Source organism: Microcoleus asticus IPMA8 (genome assembly GCF_013179805.1).
Lineage (GTDB): Bacteria > Cyanobacteriota > Cyanobacteriia > Cyanobacteriales > Microcoleaceae > Microcoleus > Microcoleus asticus.
In genome coordinates, this window is record NZ_SRRZ01000063.1 from 1 (window position 1) to 16,455 (window position 16,455).

At 45.4% G+C, this 16,455-nt stretch carries 13 protein-coding genes; 4 read left to right on the plus strand and 9 right to left on the minus strand.

Annotation, left to right across the window (positions count from 1 at the left end; translation table 11 throughout):
* Positions 1-627: 627 nt before the first annotated feature.
* Positions 628-2,349, plus strand: a complete 1,722-nt coding sequence (gene ggt, locus E5S67_RS17430; RefSeq protein ID WP_172189388.1) for a gamma-glutamyltransferase — start codon at positions 628-630, stop codon at positions 2,347-2,349.
* Positions 2,350-2,846: 497 nt separating this feature from the next.
* Positions 2,847-3,731 (plus strand): choice-of-anchor L family PEP-CTERM protein, encoded by an 885-nt coding sequence (locus E5S67_RS17435; RefSeq protein WP_172189390.1) that lies wholly within the window; start codon positions 2,847-2,849, stop codon positions 3,729-3,731.
* A gap of 415 nt (positions 3,732-4,146) precedes the next feature.
* Here E5S67_RS17435 and E5S67_RS17440 read toward each other — a convergent pair whose 3' ends face one another.
* From E5S67_RS17440 to E5S67_RS17455, 4 genes are all read right to left on the minus strand, one after another.
* Entirely contained in the window at positions 4,147-5,100 is a 954-nt protein-coding gene (locus tag E5S67_RS17440) for a pentapeptide repeat-containing protein (RefSeq protein ID WP_172189392.1), read from the minus strand.
* A 305-nt stretch (positions 5,101-5,405) separates the two neighbouring features.
* Positions 5,406-6,254, minus strand: coding sequence for an alpha/beta fold hydrolase (locus E5S67_RS17445; RefSeq protein WP_172189394.1), 849 nt, complete (start codon positions 6,252-6,254; stop codon positions 5,406-5,408).
* Between the two features lie 193 nt (positions 6,255-6,447).
* Positions 6,448-7,173 carry a DUF3120 domain-containing protein gene (locus E5S67_RS17450; RefSeq protein ID WP_172189396.1) on the minus strand — a complete coding sequence of 242 codons (726 nt, stop codon included), beginning with the start codon at positions 7,171-7,173 and terminating at the stop codon, positions 6,448-6,450.
* Positions 7,166-7,750, minus strand: coding sequence for a hypothetical protein (locus tag E5S67_RS17455; RefSeq protein ID WP_172189398.1), 585 nt, complete (start codon positions 7,748-7,750; stop codon positions 7,166-7,168). The genes E5S67_RS17450 and E5S67_RS17455 overlap by 8 nt, the downstream gene beginning before the upstream one ends.
* Positions 7,751-8,329: 579 nt before the next feature.
* Here E5S67_RS17455 and E5S67_RS17460 point away from each other — a divergent pair.
* On the plus strand, positions 8,330-9,580 hold the full coding sequence (locus tag E5S67_RS17460; protein ID WP_172189400.1) for a ferrochelatase: 1,251 nt from the start codon (positions 8,330-8,332) through the stop codon (positions 9,578-9,580).
* 373 nt (positions 9,581-9,953) lie between these two features.
* Here the strand turns inward: E5S67_RS17460 and E5S67_RS17465 are convergent, their stop codons facing one another.
* Both E5S67_RS17465 and E5S67_RS17470 read right to left on the minus strand, forming a co-directional pair.
* Entirely contained in the window at positions 9,954-11,714 is a 1,761-nt protein-coding gene (locus E5S67_RS17465) for a HAMP domain-containing methyl-accepting chemotaxis protein (protein ID WP_172189402.1), read from the minus strand.
* 150 nt (positions 11,715-11,864) lie between these two features.
* The gene (locus E5S67_RS17470; protein ID WP_172189404.1) at positions 11,865-13,535 is read right to left on the minus strand and encodes a HAMP domain-containing methyl-accepting chemotaxis protein; all 1,671 of its coding nucleotides are present in this window, start codon (positions 13,533-13,535) and stop codon (positions 11,865-11,867) included.
* 185 nt (positions 13,536-13,720) lie between these two features.
* Between E5S67_RS17470 and E5S67_RS17475 the strand changes: the two genes are divergently transcribed.
* Positions 13,721-14,161 (plus strand): DUF433 domain-containing protein, encoded by a 441-nt coding sequence (locus E5S67_RS17475; protein ID WP_246276837.1) that lies wholly within the window; start codon positions 13,721-13,723, stop codon positions 14,159-14,161.
* Positions 14,162-14,281: 120 nt separating this feature from the next.
* Here the strand turns inward: E5S67_RS17475 and E5S67_RS17480 are convergent, their stop codons facing one another.
* The 3 genes from E5S67_RS17480 to E5S67_RS17490 form a co-directional block, all read right to left on the minus strand.
* Entirely contained in the window at positions 14,282-14,686 is a 405-nt protein-coding gene (locus E5S67_RS17480) for a type II toxin-antitoxin system VapC family toxin (protein WP_172189406.1), read from the minus strand.
* The gene (locus tag E5S67_RS17485; RefSeq protein ID WP_172189408.1) at positions 14,686-14,910 is read right to left on the minus strand and encodes a DUF2281 domain-containing protein; all 225 of its coding nucleotides are present in this window, start codon (positions 14,908-14,910) and stop codon (positions 14,686-14,688) included. The genes E5S67_RS17480 and E5S67_RS17485 overlap by 1 nt, the downstream gene beginning before the upstream one ends.
* Positions 14,911-15,150: 240 nt before the next feature.
* Positions 15,151-16,425: an aminotransferase class V-fold PLP-dependent enzyme gene (locus tag E5S67_RS17490; RefSeq protein ID WP_172189410.1), complete on the minus strand. Its 1,275-nt coding sequence runs from the start codon at positions 16,423-16,425 to the stop codon at positions 15,151-15,153.
* Positions 16,426-16,455 lie beyond the last annotated feature (30 nt).

Genomic DNA, 16,455 nt, shown 5'->3' on the forward strand with positions numbered 1-16,455 from the left:
GGTTTTCTTTTTCACCCTCATTCTCTCCTGCCGCGGTGGCTCTAGTTCTTCTTTGGCCACCGTTCTCATCTTTGGTTAGTCTAAACTACAGCAAATAAACATAACGTGGGGAGAGGCGGGTTTTGCACGCATAAACTGGCTATTAGTATACATATTCCGCGCTTTCAGAGTCCTACAATACCTACAAAATATTAAGTTTTTTGGCAGTTCCCTACTTATCAAGAGTGGGTAAATCCTGTTTTATTGATTAACTCACCAGTCCAACAACTGCAAAAATACGGATCGCCTACGTCTGCTAGGTGTTGCATTGCAATAGCAGTCACCTAAAATTTTGAATGCATTGTTTTTGATGTGTCATCTACTAATTTTTTTCTGCATTCATCAGCTTTGTTGAAATCACTATTTTCTCAATAAAAATGCTTTTTCAAAATTGTTTAATTATTAAGTTGCCATAAGCTGTCCCTCATTTCTCTCTTCCTCTTTCACCGCGATCGCCTCCCAGGCTCATATCGTTTCCCCGTCTGCCATAACAGGTAATTTATCTGCGGTTGAGATGGGTAGCGCTCGGTATTAGCGAAGATGAGTGTAAAATTATACTGTAAAAAATTCTCGAATCACCCGTAAAAAATGTTGCCAAAGTTTTTGAGCAAAGTGCAAATTTATACTTGTTTTCTAACAGTCTTGGTTTGCGGCGGCTGCCAGCAGCCGCCGCCAAACTTGCAGCAGCGCAGCAAACAGGGCATGGCTGTTTCGGCTCACCCTCTGGCGAGCGCTGCGGGGCTGGACCTGCTGCAACAAGGGGGCAATGCAGTGGATGCGGCGGCTGCTACGGCTTTGGCTATTTCGGTGGTGGAGCCTTTTTCGGCGGGTATCGGCGGCGGGGGTTTTTTGCTGCTGCGGCGGGCCGAAACGGGGACTGTGCAAGCGCTGGATTTCCGGGAACGAGCTCCGAGAAGGGCCGCGCGGGATATGTACCTCGACAAGCAAGGCAAGGTGCGCCAAAGGGCAAGTCTGGACGGGCATTTGGCGGCGGGGATTCCGGGCACTGTTGCTGGACTTTATACGGTGCAGCGGGAGTATGGTAAGTTGCCTTGGGCTGCGGTGGTGGCGCCGGCGATCGCCCTGGCTGAAAAAGGCTTTCCGGTAAGTTCGCGGTTTACCGCGGCTACCCAGCAACGACAGGATGCTATCAAAAAAAACCGGGCGGCGCGGGAGGTTTTTACTAGTGGTGGCATTTTATACCAGCCGGGTGAGCTTTTGATCCAGCGGGATTTGGCGCGGACTTTGCGGCAGATTGCTGAAAATCCGCAAAGTTTTTATAGCGGGGACATTGCGCGGGCGATCACCGCCGACATGGCTAAAAATGGCGGCATTATCACTCTCGAAGATTTGAAAAACTATACGCCGATTTGGCGAAATCCAGTTTGTGGCAACTTTCGGGCTTACGAAATTTGCGCGATGTCGCCTCCTTCTTCCGGCGGCGTTCATTTGTTGCAAATCTTAAATATTCTGGGAGATACCGATCTCAAGAGGTTGGGGAGGCAAAGTCCAGATACCCTACATTTACTGGCGGAGAGCATGAAGATTGCTTATGCTGACAGGGCTGAGTATTTGGGCGACCCGGATTTTGTGAGTGTACCGGTCAAAGCTCTGACTAGCAGCAATTATGCCAAATTGAGACGATCGCAAATCCAAATGTCAAAAGCCAGACCCTCTAGCGAGATAAAAGCTGTTGACGCTGAAACTTTGAACCGTCTGCTGTGGGAGTCTCCGGAAACTACCCACCTGACGGTAGTTGACAAAGAGCGCAATGTAGTAAGCTTAACGTTTACGGTGAATGGGGGTTTTGGGGCTGGAGTCGTAGCTGCGGGTACGGGAATTTTGCTCAACAACGAGATGGATGATTTTGCCGCAGCGACTGGAGTGCCGAATTTGTTTGGTTTGGTGGGCGGGGAGGCAAATTCGATCGCCCCGGGGAAGACTCCTTTATCCAGCATGACGCCGGTCATCGTGACCGAAAATGGCAAATTCCGTCTGGCTGCTGGGGCTCCCGGAGGCAGCACGATTATTACCACGGTGCTGCAAATTGTACTGAACGTATTGGTTTACGACATGAATGTCGGCGATGCTGTGTCTGCACCTCGCGTACACCACCAGTGGCAACCGGATCGCCTGATGGTGGAACGGGGAGGTTTTGAGACTGCGACGCTTTCGGAGTTGCGGCGGCGGGGACACCTGATTGTGGAAAGCGACGGCTGGGGCAATGCCAATGCGATCGTCCTGACTGGGGATGGTTGGTTGGAAGGGGCTGCCGATCGGCGCGGGGAAGGAGAAGCAAGGGGGTTTTAGTAATCAGTCAGTCGATTAGAGATTTTTGATTTTAGACTTCGGCGAGGCGTCGAGCCGCGCTCAATCGAACGATTTTAGATTTACTCCACAGATGAATCTGCGAGCTTGAACTAGGTCGAAAATTACGATCTCTCCACGACAGGAGTCTGGGGCTTGTATGCGTTTTTGGGCGGAGTCATTAGTCATTAGTCATTAGCCATTAGTCATTAGTCATTAGTCATTTTGGCGATCGCAAACGGTATCAAAATCCGGTTTCTTTGGTTTCCAGTGCATAAGTCCTAAAATTATTAGTTTGTGTACGTGTGTTTTTCCATGCGTATTTTTGCAGTGAGGTTTATGTGTTGACTAACTGCCAGCAATTATCAAAAAACTGAATTTCAAAAAGCGTAAATTTACTTAGATGTAAAGTTATTGTAAAGGCACTAGACATTGATAGCTAAATAATGTAAAAATCAAGTTAAGCATAAAATCATGTTTGTATTTTTACGGAAAAACTTATGATAATTACTCACAAAATTTCTGCCTTAACTGCTACGTTAACTACTGCTATGAGCTTGTGGACAGCACCAGCAATGGCATTTTCGGTAGGGGCAACTAATAACATTGAGACTTTGAAAAATAATTTGTTGGGGGCTAATACAGTGGGATTGAGTAATTTCTCTGTTTCAATAATGGGTAATTCGGCTGCTTTTGGTACTTTTACTAATGACCCCTTCGGTTTGACATCAGGTGTTGTTCTCAGCACTGGTAAAGTCGCCGATCTACCCGGTCAGAATCGGAAAGATAACGTCGTCGTGCTGACCAACGGCAGCGATTTAAACACGGACTTTGGCGCTAAAGGTGAAAAGGGGGATTTTACCGAGCTAAACCTCAGCTTTTTTGCTAATAGCACGGTTGAAAAGTTGTTCTTTGAATATGTATTTGCTTCGGAGGAGTTTCCTGAGTTCGGCGGTTCTGAATTTAATGACGATTTTGAACTGCTACTGAACGGCACTAATTTGGCGAAATTGAGCGACGGAAAAACAGTTACGATTAATAATCTTGTTCCCGATCCAAATAATCGCTCTAAAGATCACCCAGACTATATTGACAACCCAAGTTTGACAGGTATTGCTGCTAACATCGTTAAGCTGGATGGCTTTACTAAAGTTTTAGGTTTTGAGGGTTTGCTCAAGAAAAATCAGACGAATGTTCTCAGCATCCGCATTAAAGATGTGGGCGATGGCAATTTAGATTCTGCTGTATTTATTAAAGGCGGTTCTGTGGGGACGGTTCAACCTGAACCGGTTCCAGAACCGATGACTGTGGGGGGTTTGATGGCCGGAGGTGCTATGCTGGCTGTTGGAAAAAAGTTACGCGCTCGCCGTGCCGGAAGTAATTAATAACGGAAAGAAGAAGGAAGAAAGAAGAAGGAAAAAAGAGGATGCGTTTGGCGGTTGCTGTAATATGAAGCTCTATTAACCGTGTTGGAGGCAGACACGGGCTTTGATGAACCAGAAGACTTCGTTGCAGTCCTTGAACCGGATAAAAAAACTCGGTTTGTGCGATCGCGAACTGGTAATATCATCTCAAGTAATTTCACCGCTATGGGTGCGCATCGAGGAATGCAAGTCCTGATAAAATTCAGACGACGAACGTCCTCACTACCAACCAATTTGATTGCGGTTGTTCTAGCGGACATAATATAAGTTTTGATCCAAAATTCGCGACGAAGGGCGGATTTTTGTGTTTTTTTGGTTGCAGCCAATATTTCGGGTAAAACCCGGGCCTACAGCAACTGACTACAAACTAAATCGTTTAGCTGTGAACCGTACCGTCGGGTAAGATTGTACCTGTTAATGTAGTTCGAGTGAGTTTTACCATAACTCGATCGCCGTAACCGATTTTCGCTCCTGTTAAGTCCGCACCGCTCAAGTCTGCACCGCTCAAATCTGCTCCAATTAAGTTGGTTTCTCTCAAGTTGGCATTGATCAAACAAGCCCCTAACAAATTAGCCCTGAACAAGTTTGCTTTGTGCAAATTCGCGCCTGTGAGATTGACGTTGTGTAGAAAAGCATCGCTTAAGTCGGCTTCACTCAGGTTTGCATTGCTCAAGTTTCTCCCTGAAAAATCCTTTTCTTTTAAGGAAGCTCCTTGGAAGTTGGAACCGCTCAAATCGGGAGCTTGCGGCGCAGCTTGGCGGTAAGACTGAGATGGCTGCTGCGGGGGCGATTGGTAGCGGGACGCATCTGAATAAGGCCCTGAAGGATTTCCAGCATAATTGCCAGCATATTTTCCTGGAGAGGTTTCAGAAGAGTAGTGGGGTTCTTTTGGGCTTGCCGGCGGTGGCTGGGTGTTTTGGTGTTGGGTGTTTGGATACTGAGTATTTCTGTACTGATTGTTTTGGTACTGATTGTTTTGGTACTGAGTGTTTTGTGGCTGAGTGTTTTGTGGCTGAGTGTTTTGTGGCTGAGTGTTTTGGTACTGAGTGTTTCTGTACTGAGTATTTTGTTGCTGCGTGTTTCTGTGCTGAGTATGTTTTTGCTGAACGTTCTGATTCTGACCTCTTGGTTGAATCGATCGCAATTGTTCGCGAGCTTGATTAATTTCCTTAATCTTTTCTTCAGCTTTCTGTAGTAGTCGGGGATTGTCTTTGGGGATGCGATCGGGGTGCCAAATGAACGCTAAATCCTTGTAGGCTTGGCTAATTTCTTCTCTGGAAGCTCCCGGCAACAGTTCCAGCACTTTATAGTATTGGTCGAGGTCGTTCATTGTACCACCTTTCGCTTTAAGAAATTAGGAATTAAAAATTAAGATCAGAGCAAAAGCCACTGTCAGTCGATTTGAGATTTCAGACTTCGGCGTGACACGTTCGGCGAGACGTTGGGTTATCGCTCAGTCGAGCCGTCGAGCGCTCAGTCGAACGATTTGAGATTTACTCCACAGATGAATCTGGGAGCTTGAACAAGAGTCTAAAATTTTAGGCTGCTGGCAACTCCTGTTGTTGGCAAGTATCCGTTTTTGGGCGGGGTCAAAGCTTGCTTGTCCGATCGTACATTAGATGAACAATAACTCAGCTAAGCCGCTGCTGGCAAAAAGTCTCGAATTCGCTGCAAGTATGTTGCTGCATCCTCCAGCATCGGAAAGTGAGCCGTATTGGGAATTATAACAAATTCTACTTTTTTGCTGAGGGAGGCCGCTTGCTCTCCCATGATGGCAGGGATAATTTGGTCAAATTCTCCGGCCACAAGCAGTGTGGGAACACTCAGCCGCGCAAATTCTTGGGGCATTTCCTCGGCTGCTCTTTTGCTAACAGCCGTCACCATTGTACCTATAGCAGCTTGCTCGTCTGCCATTAAAAAATCCTTGAGAAACGCCAGACTGACCTCTGTGGGAAGCGAACGGCGCAAAAACCGGGCCATAAATAGCCGATCGGCAAACGGGATCGATGCCAACCAAGATGGCCTAAATTTTACCACATAGCCGCCGAATTTGTGAAAGGTTGTAAAGGATTTCTCATCGTATTCAAAAATCCCGCTGCAAGTGAGAATTGCTTTTTCTACTTTTTCGGGATAAAGATTGAGAAATAAAGTAGCAATTGATGCACCTGTAGAGTGAGCATTGAGAAAGACGCGACTTAAATTCAGAGATTCTAATAATGCAGCTAAGTCGCGGGCGTAGGTTTCGAGTTCGTAGCTGGACTCAGGAGGCTCTTTTGGCAAGGGCGATCGACCAAAACCTCTCATATCGTAGAGCAAACAATCAAAATCATCCGCAATAGCCCGTGCCGTGCTTTCCCAGTAGCGCGCTGATCCCGCCCAGCCGTGCATAAATACCATCACTGGTTTGCCGCTGGGTTGGGCACTGTTATCTGCCGTTATCCACTCGTAATAATGTTCTACACCGCGAATTGAAATGAGAGACATGATCTTGATTTGGGATTTTAGATTTTAGATTTTAGATTTTAACTCATAATTGTTCACTAAATACCCAAATTCCCGACTTCTTTAATAAATCGGGAATCTCAAGACTAGATCTCTCAAAAAAGCTGCGTTAATCTGCGTCAATCCGCCCACATCTGCGGTCAAAAATTACCAACATAAGAACCAATCATAAATCTTAAGCCGCAGAAGCAGCCAGCCAAAATAAACCATCTACCAAAAGCGTGCTTAACACCGCTCCGCTAAACGCGCGCCAGTGCAGGTGCGTGCCGCGCAAACTCAGCAAACCGACTGTTAGCAACACAGCGATTAAAACTAGAGCGCAACCTATGCCCCAAGGAGTTTCGATTTGACCGATCGCACTTTGAAAAATCGGCATTGCTAATTCCGGTTCCGCGTGCATCACTTGGCGCCAGTAGGGCATCAACCCAGTTAAGTAAAAATATAAATCAGTAATGGCAGTACCCAATAAAGAACCTAAATAAAAATAGCTGCCAACTTTCCCCCAAGATTTGCCCAAGCACCAAATAGCAAAAGGCAAGCCAATTGCTTCTATAGGTAGATGTAAAATAGGTTCCCATCTGAACCAGCCCCAATAGATAGAACCTGCCAGCCAGCATCCGGCAAATCCTAATAATAAATCTCCCCAAAGTTGTGTTTTGGAGCGGAAAATGAGGATTAAACTAAGTACGAACCAGGGGATAGTTGATAGCAAACTGATGGTTGGATATAAACGCACTAAGGGTGCTTGCACGAATACTGGAATTGAAACTAAAAATGCTGAGGCGCTAAATATTAACCACTGTTTGAGGCTGTTTGTTGTGCCGGAAGTGACAGAATTGTCGAGGCGGGCGATGGTGGCAATAGGTGCGATCGCTGAGGATACTAAATTTAGATTAAACAACTGATTGGACTCCGTATTGTTTCAATAGATGGACTAAAAATTTTGCTGCGGTTGTGGGTGCGATAGTCTCAATGCCCGCGGCGGTTTGGCTGACGTGCCAGCCTTTTGCCGTTTGGGGAGCTCGCCATAAATCCAAATGTTCGATCGGCGGATCTGCATAAAAGCTCTCTCCACCGCTGCCGAGAATTGCCGAACTCCAGTGCGTAAAGCGATCGTGGCTGATTCGGTGGATGGGAAAATTGCCCGCAAGAGGTACTCCCCAACCGTCTAAGGCAAAAAAAGCCCCGACTTTGCCACCGAGTTGCTGCCACATCCAAGCCGCCCCCATCGCCCCGGCTACTCCTGCCGAAAAGCTGACAAATACTAGGCTTTCTCCTGCTAACTCTTGGCTGTACAAAAAGTGCAATATGTCAAAAGCTGAAAAAGGCGGATATTTATGAGCGGGAAAAATCTTGACACGATCGACTATTTGCTGGTTTTGGCGATCGGCTGCCAGTCCCCAAAGCCCCGAAAGTCCCGCCAGGAAACAGTCGGTTAGCTTTGGTTCGTGGACTCCGGGGCAAATTACCAGTCTCATAGTTCGTCAAGAAAGTTAATATAGTTCGCAACATAACTTTATCATATGCCTACTATATCATATACTACCCCAGGGGATAGGGTGTTAAAGTTATAATAGAGTCAAGTTTGAAGAGTATCCCCCCAAGTTAAAAGCTGGGAACGCTCCAAACCGCATTAATCTGAGGCAAGGTCAGGGAGTCTTAAGAAAACATGAAACTTATCCCCCCCTGCCCCATCCCCTGTCAAGCTTAGCAAAGGCTGATTCTAGTTTTAAGCTGTTCTGTATTTAGATTTAACTTTTCCGGCAGCGTCGAAGCCCGGCCCAAAAAAGCTTAAAGAAACAGGATTGTGAAAATTAGAGGCCTGCCAGCTTAGCTGCCCTACAAATTTCGGGTCAAGGTCAAAAAACCGACTTAGGACTGATGCTCATCAATCCGGTTTCTAGGATAAATAAGAGGTTTGACCGGGAAGTATGGGCGCAGAAATCGGGAATCAGCCCCGCGCACGTCACTCGTGCGATCGCAAACAATGAAAAATCTCCGATTCCCCCTTCATCCTGCCTGGATCTCTTAGAATAAATAAAATTGAGGAATACAAAGTGGTTGCTTCTCCAGAAAAAATCGATTTAAAAACATCTGCAGCACCCGCAAGTAACGATCGGGTTGCTGTATTGCTGATGGGTTACGGCGAAGTCGAAAGCTACGACGATTTTGCCAACTACAACGAACAAGCTTTAAATTTGCTGACGGCAAAGTTTGCGCCAGTACCGCTTTGGATTTATCCGCCTCTGGCGAAGATTTTAGCAATCTTTGACTTGCACGAGTGGAGTCACCAACACGGTCAATTCGTTTCGCCGCACAATGCCATTTTTGAACAGCAGCGCGCCGGGATTGAAAAGAATTTACAGGAGAAATGGGGCGATAAAGTAAAAGTATTCAAAGCTTTTAACTTTTGCGCGCCGTTTTTGCCGGAACAAGTAATCCCTCAAATTCAAGCAGAAGGATTTGACAAAATTCTGATTTATCCGCTGTTGGTAGTTGATTCTGTTTTCACCAGCGGCATTGCAGTCGAACAGGTGAATAAAGCTTTAGCGCAAACCTTTGACGGCAAAGAACATTGGGTAAAAGGACAGCGCTACATTCCTTCTTTTTACGATGAACCTGCTTACATCCAGCTAATGGCGGATTTGGTTGAAGAGGAAATTAAGAACGATTTAGCTGTAGCACATTTGCCTTCTCAGATTGGGATTGTGCTGATGAATCACGGTTGTCCGCACAAGGCGAAGGGCTTTACTTCGGGAATTGTGGAAAGTCAAGCTTTGTACGATCGCGTGCGGGAACGTTTGATGTATCGCTATCCTTTGATTTCGGTGGGCTGGCTGAATCACGACACGCCGCTGATTGAATGGACGCAGCCGGATGCGACATTAGCTGCGAAGAATTTGATCGATTTGGGTGCAACTGCGATCGTCTTTATGCCGATCGGATTTGCGACAGAAAATCACGAAACTTTGTTAGATGTAGACCACATTATTGAGTCTTTGCAGAAACAGCGTCAAGGAGTTACTTACCGCAAATTGCCTTGCGTTAACGACCATCCAGAGTTTCTGAAAATGGCGGCCGAGTGGGCAAATCCGCAGATTGAAGCGTTGTTGAGTGAAACTGCGGTTGCTGTTAATCCGAGTTTGGCTGCGGCGCACCGCGAGCACGCGCATGCTCACGGGGAACACGGGCATTCTCATGGGGATCACGGTCATTCTCATGGCGGGCACGGGCATTCTCATGGCGGGCACGGGCATTCTCATGGTGAACACGGGCATTCTCATGGCGGGCACGGGCACAGTCATTAATTAGTTGAGTTAAAAAGTCGATAGCCCTTTGCTTTTTTAGAGAAAGGGCTATTTTTTGGCTTATTTATGGTACTGTAAAACTTAACAATGACAACTACAATCTTGTTGGGTAAAAAAATGGGAATAATCTCAGTGACGTAATAGATCGCTGGAAATCGCTAATAACCCGCAACTTGGCTTCTTATACAAAATACAGATTAGAGATTAGAGTATAATAAAAATTATTTTCTCGTACATTCCTGGTTTCCTATCAAATCTGCGCTTCATCGGAATAGTAAAGTGGCAACCAAATATAAGCGCAATTTTCAGTTTTTTGACTCACAGTGAACTGTTAACAATCGTGAGGAGTGCAACCGGAATCGATATAATCTTTCTATTTGGCACTCAATACTTTAAGATTTTGAGCTGCATCGTTTAGTAGTTGAGTACCTACCTTAGTTTGATTAATACCGCTAGCAGTTTGTTTAGCTCCCGAATTGATAGTATTCATTGCTTCAACTACTTGTTGGACGGCTAATGCTTGTTGCATGGCATTGAGAGAAATTTGTTGATTTTTCAAAACGATATCGTTGATAGAAGCGAGAGTCATTTGTTGATTCTTCAAAACGCTATTGTTGATAGCGACAATCGTCATTTCCTGATTCTTCAAAACGATATCATTGATCGACTGTGTTACCTCTTTAAAAGCTTGGGCTGTATCTTGAGAAAGTTTGATACCTTCTTTGACAGTTTTCGTGCCTTCATCTGTAGCGATGACTGTGGAATTGATCGCGTTCTGGATATCAGTAATGATGGTATTAATTTTCTCGGCAGATTTTTTGCTCTGATCTGCGAGTCGGCGAATTTCATTAGCTACAACTCCAAATCCTTTACCGTGTTCTCCAGCCCGAACAGCTTCGACTGAGGCATTCAAAGCTAACATATTCGTCTGATTAGCTAAATCTGTTACAGTGCCTGTAATGCTGCCAATCTGAGTAGTCTGCTCGCTCAATCGCATAATCTGTGCGGCGATCGTCGCCACTTTTTCTCTCAACTCAGACATTCCTTCTAGAGATTTCTCCACTACCTTATTGCCATCTTCCGCCTGGTTTAAAACTTGACGTGCCCCTGTGGCTCCTTCCTCCGCCTGGTTTAAAACTTGACGCGCGCCTGTGGCTCCTTCCTCCGCTAGGTTTAAAACTTGACGTGCATTATCCAGCGCTGATTCTGCTTGCTCTGCTGATTGGCGCGATGATGCTCCCAATTCATCCATTGTGGAAGTAGTTTCATTCACCGCCGTTGCTTGCTGATTGACGATCCGTTCTTGCTGCTCAACTGTAGCGGCAATTTGGCTGGAAGAACTGACTATCATATTGACAATGCCTTTGAGGGCTTTGTCGATGGGCTTAGCGATCGTAATGCTCAAGAATATTCCCAAAATAATCGCTGTCACCGGACCTAGAATCATCCCCACAACAACCCAGAATCCAGTCTGATGTAGATCCCGATCGGCTGATTGCTTAGTCTTGTCTGCAATTTCTTGATTGAAGGCTATAACTGATTTAATTGAATCTGTAGCTCTCTTAAATAAAGGCTCCTCTGTACTTGAGCCATACTCATCCATTTTGGTACGGAGTTCCAGTGCTGTTTTAACTGTCGCGATTTCTGGTGAATTTCCCTTACCCTGAGTAATTAGCTGAACCTGCCTTTTCCAGGGATTGCGGATGCCAATTTGGTTATAGTCTTGTTCTATATTCAGCAATTTTTCATGGGCTTTCTTCCAAGCATCCCAGTTTTGTTGAAATTCTTTGTAGTTTTTATCTTCCTCTGGGGTATTCGGGATCTTTTCGTATTTTTGAAAGTTTTCGTTGATTTGTTTCCAGGCATTCTGAATTCTAGCTAATGCCTCTTGCCTTTCTGGATTAGTCATTTCTGGATCGAAGAGTAATTGCTCTGATGCCTGAATTTGAGTCTTTCCTTCGTTGATATTCCACAATGCAGTCACACTTGGCAGGCTATCCTCACCGAGGGTATTGATGTGTACACTTAGCTTGGAAACCCCGCTCCACCCTACCCCAGCAAACACGAAGACGATCAACCCCATTAATATAAAAGCGCTGATTAGTTTTGTTTGTAAGTTCATGTTGCGAAACATAGTTGTTCTCCTGGCTGTGGCTGGCTATAGCTGAATTAAATTATAAGCTTAAGCACTATGATCGTATTAATATCCATAATTTATCTTTACAGATTAGGAATTAGAGGGAAAAAAAATATTTTTCCGTACATTCCTGCTCCCATAATCTCTCTATTTAGCACTCAATGCTTTAAGATTTTGAGCCGCACCGTCTAGTAGTTGAGTACCTATCTTAGTTTGATTAATACCGGTAGCAGTTTGTTTAGCTCCAGAATTGATAGTATTCATTGCTTCAACTACTTGTTGAACTGCTAATGCTTGTTGCATGGCATTGAGGTAAATTTGTTGATTCTTCAAAACGATATTGTTAATAGCTGTTATCGTCATTTCCTGATTCTTCAAAACGATATCATTTATCGACTGTGTTACCTCTTTAAAAGCTTGGGCTGTATCTTGAGAAAGTTTGATACCTTCTTTGACAGTTTTCGTGCCTTCATCTGTAGCAATGACTGTGGAATTGATCGCGTTCTGGATATCAGTAATAATGGTATTAATTTTCTCGGCAGATTTTTTACTCTGATCTGCCAGCCGGCGAATTTCATTAGCTACAACTCCAAATCCTTTACCGTGTTCTCCAGCCCGAACAGCTTCGACTGAGGCATTCAAAGCTAACATATTCGTCTGATTAGCTAAATCTGTTACAGTGCCTGTAATGCTGCCAATCTGAGTAGTCTGCTCGCTCAATTTCATAATCTGTGCGGCGATCGCCACCACTTTTTCTCTCAACTCAGACATTCCCTCTAGAGATTTCTCCACTACCTTATTGCCATCTTCCGCCTGGTTTAAAACTTGACGTGCGCCTGTGGCTCCTTCCTCCGCTAGGTTTAACACCGCACGGGCATTGTTAGATGCTGATTCTGCTTGCTCTGCTGATTGGCGCGATGATGCTCCCAATTCATCCATTGTGGAAGTAGTTTCATTCACCGCCGTTGCTTGCTGATTGACGATCCGTTCTTGCTGCTCAACTGTAGCGGCAATTTGGCTGGAAGAACTGACTATCATATTGACAATGCCTTTGAGGGCTTTGTCGATGGGCTTGGCGATCACCACAAAGAATATTCCCAAAATAATCGCTGTCACCGGACCTAGAATCATGCCCATAACAACCCAGAATCCAATCTGATTTATATCCCGATCGGCTGATTGCTTAGTTTTGTCTGCAATGTCTTGATTTAAGGCTATAACTGATATAACTGAATCTGTAGCTCTCTTAAATAAAGGCTCCTCTGTACTTGAGCCATACTCATCCATCTTGGTACGGAGTTCCAGTGCTGTTTTAACTGCCGCGATTTCTGGTGAATTTCCTTTACCCTGACTAATTAGCTGAACCTGCCTTTTCCAGGGATTGCGGATGCCCATTTGGTTATAATCTTGTTCTATATTCAGCAATTTTTCATGGGCTTTCTTCCAAGCATCCCAATTTTGTTGAAATTCTTTGTAGTTTTTATCTTCCTCTGGGGTATTCGGGATCTTTTCGTATTTTTGAAAGTTTTCGTTGATTTGTTTCCAGGCATTTTGAATTCTAGCTAATGCCTCTTGCCTTTGTGCATTAGTCATTTCGGGATCGAAGAGTAATCGCTCTGATGCCTGAATTTGAGTCTGTCCTTCGTTGATATTCCACAATGCAGTCACACTTGGCAGGCTATCCTCACCGAGGGTATTGATGTGTACACTTAGCCTGGAAACCCCGCTCCACCCTACCCCAGCAAACACGAAGACGAGCAACCCCATCAATATAAAAGCGGTAATTAGCTTTGTTTGTAAGTTCGTGTTGCGAAACATAGTTGTTCTCCTGGCTGTGGCTGGCTATAGCTGAATTAAATTATAAGCTTAAGCACAATGATCGTATTAATATCCATAATTTATCTCCATTGTTAGTCATAAACTACGAACCCCACTGACTGCCATTCACGCTGACATCCCACACCTTAAACTTACCCGTTCAGCTACAGCAAGAAGCTGAAAAATTGGCGACACTCCAAGGCATTTCCCTCTATTGGTTTATCCTCTGGGCTGTAGCCGAAAAAGTCGCTACCCTCAACCAGCGGAATGACGATCGCACTTTTCCTGAAATTACCTATGTGCGCGGCGCTAGCGGCGAATTCGTCCCCGTTTTGCGCGGCAATCGTTTGCGGGTGCAAACAGTAGTCATTGCAGCCCATAAATGGGGTTTTTCGCCAAACAAAATTGCCACTGAGTATGATTTAAATGAAGCTCAAGTGAACGATGTTCTCGCTTTTTACGCGGGCCACTCTCAAAAAATAGATGCCTCTATTGACGCTGAGCAAATTATCGAACCCGTAACTCGTCGGCGTTATTCCCTTGAGGATTTGGTTGAGGCGATCGCGCCTGAGAATATTCATAATGAGATTGACAGTGGAGTTGCTGTGGGGAACGAAGTGTGGTGACACAATATTGCTATTTGTATGGTGCGTCGCTGTGAGATTTTCCTGCTAGTTGAAATAGCTACCGGGAGCGACGCACCCGAAGGTATTACTGTAGGGAACGAATAAAGTTTCCTGTCATACTCACCAAATTGTTTGAATAGTAGTTAACGCTTGAATTTTTGCGTCGCGGGTGACTAACGGAAGACTCAAAGATAAAGCAGTGGCGGCAATAATCCTGTCTGGCATATCAGGAACCGTTGCCCTGTCAATTTGTTGAATAGTTGCCGAGATATTGCGATCCAAAGGTGCTAACATAATCCCCACATTTGGATCGTCTGCAGCATTTAAAACTCGTGTCAGCACCTCCGCTGCCAAACGCCCTCGCTCAATCAAGTAAGAAATTTCTACAATTGTAATTGCGGAAAAGTAGATAAAATTTCCCTCATTAACCGCTTGTTCTAATGCTGTTAATGCTGCTGGCGACAATCTTGGCAGTTCAAAAATGTACCAAATTAGGGTATGGGTATCTGCTACGACTGAGGGCATCAAACAATCTCCCTGGGAAAATTCCCCCACATTTCTTGTCGGGCTTGGGCGATGTCTTCTTCCGTAATATCTACTTTTAAGTCAGCACACAACCCTTTGGCACTCTTTAGGGGTCGTTTAGCCATAGTTTTTTGTTGAAGAAATTCAGCAAAATCTAAAACTTCTTGCTGTCGTTCAGGGGGCAATGCCCGCAACTTATCTAAAACTGCTTGCTCTAAATTCATCGTTTATTGCCCTCCGTAATTACTCTAAAATTATCTTCACGCTTTTACTTACCAAATTCAAAAAATGTGCTTGCAACATACTTACCATATTATATGGTAAATTCCATAAAAAACTAACGCCTCTTGCATCCTAGTTTGAAATAATATTTTTCCGGGTGGAGTGCGCTCGCCCCTAATTTTGTAGGTGCGTCGCTATGAGATTTTCCAGCTAGTTGAAATAGCTAACGCTGGTGCCGCACCCTACGCTATGGCGATCGCCCCAACCAACGTATCAATCTCCGCCTCAGTTGTAAAATAGTGAACACAAGCCCGCACACAGTCAGGAGAAAGGATAGTCCTTACCATAATCCCCTGTTTCTCCAACAAATCGACAAGCTTTTTGTGCGGCATCCCATTAGTTAATCGAAACGAAACCAAACCAGCTTCCGGCGCAGATTTTCGCAAACATTCCACATCGGGAAGTTCCGACAAACGCTCCCAGAGATACTTACTCAAACGGCAGATTTCTGCATACCTTTCCTCGATCGTACCCCATTCATGTTGCAGGGCGATCGCACTCCGCAAACCCGCATACAAAGGATAAGCCGAAGTCGCAATTTCATAGCGCTGCGATCCAGGCTTCCAACCAAGGACTTTAGCATTAGCATCCGTCACAATTCCCCGCCAACCGATAAACACCGGATGCAAATCTGCCAAAGCTTCCGTACTCACATAAAGCCCGCCCAAACCTTCCGGGCCGCACCACCATTTATGACCAGTAAAAGCATAAAAATCAACCCCAGATTCAATCAAAGTTAAAGGCAAAACGCCCACAGATTGAGCCGCATCAACTAACACTCTAACTTTGTGATTCTTTGCAGGCAATTCCTCTCTTCCCCCCCCTTGAATCAGGGACAAATCTTCTTGCCCATCCCCTTGAATCAGGGACAAATCCTTTTGTCGCCCCCCTTGGCAAGGGGGGGTTAGGGGGGGTTCATGACATACTTTCACAATCTCAGCCAAAGGCAAAACTTGGCCCGTATTCCACAAAATGTGACTGATAACCAACAAGCGAGTATTTGGCTGCAAACTATCAGCAATCACCGCCACCGGATCACCTTCATTCAAAGTAGCCGCCAACGGACAAACCGAAACCTCAATGTTGAAACGGCGCTGAAGTTCCATTACACTAGCTACAATGCCGGGGTGTTCGCAATCAGAAAGCAGCAAATGGTCGCCTGCTTTCCAGTCAATGCCCCACAGCGCAATATTGCAGCCGACGGTGACATCTTCAGTCAGGGCGATGGTTTCAGGAGGTACCGCCAACTCTGATGCGATCGCACGTCGCGTCAGCATCGCCTCCTGAGCCACCCAAGCCCCCACCTCCCCCGAAAACGGCCCCCCAAGCTGTACCCGTTTGTAAGCACCATAAATCGCGTCTAAAGCAGGCTCAGGCAGCGGCCCTTGTCCGCCGTAGTTAAAATAAGCTTTATTGGCCAAAGCTGGGAATTGTTGCCGGTGATTGTCCTTTGTCATTTTTTTTGGGGAATTATTGATAGCGTTAAT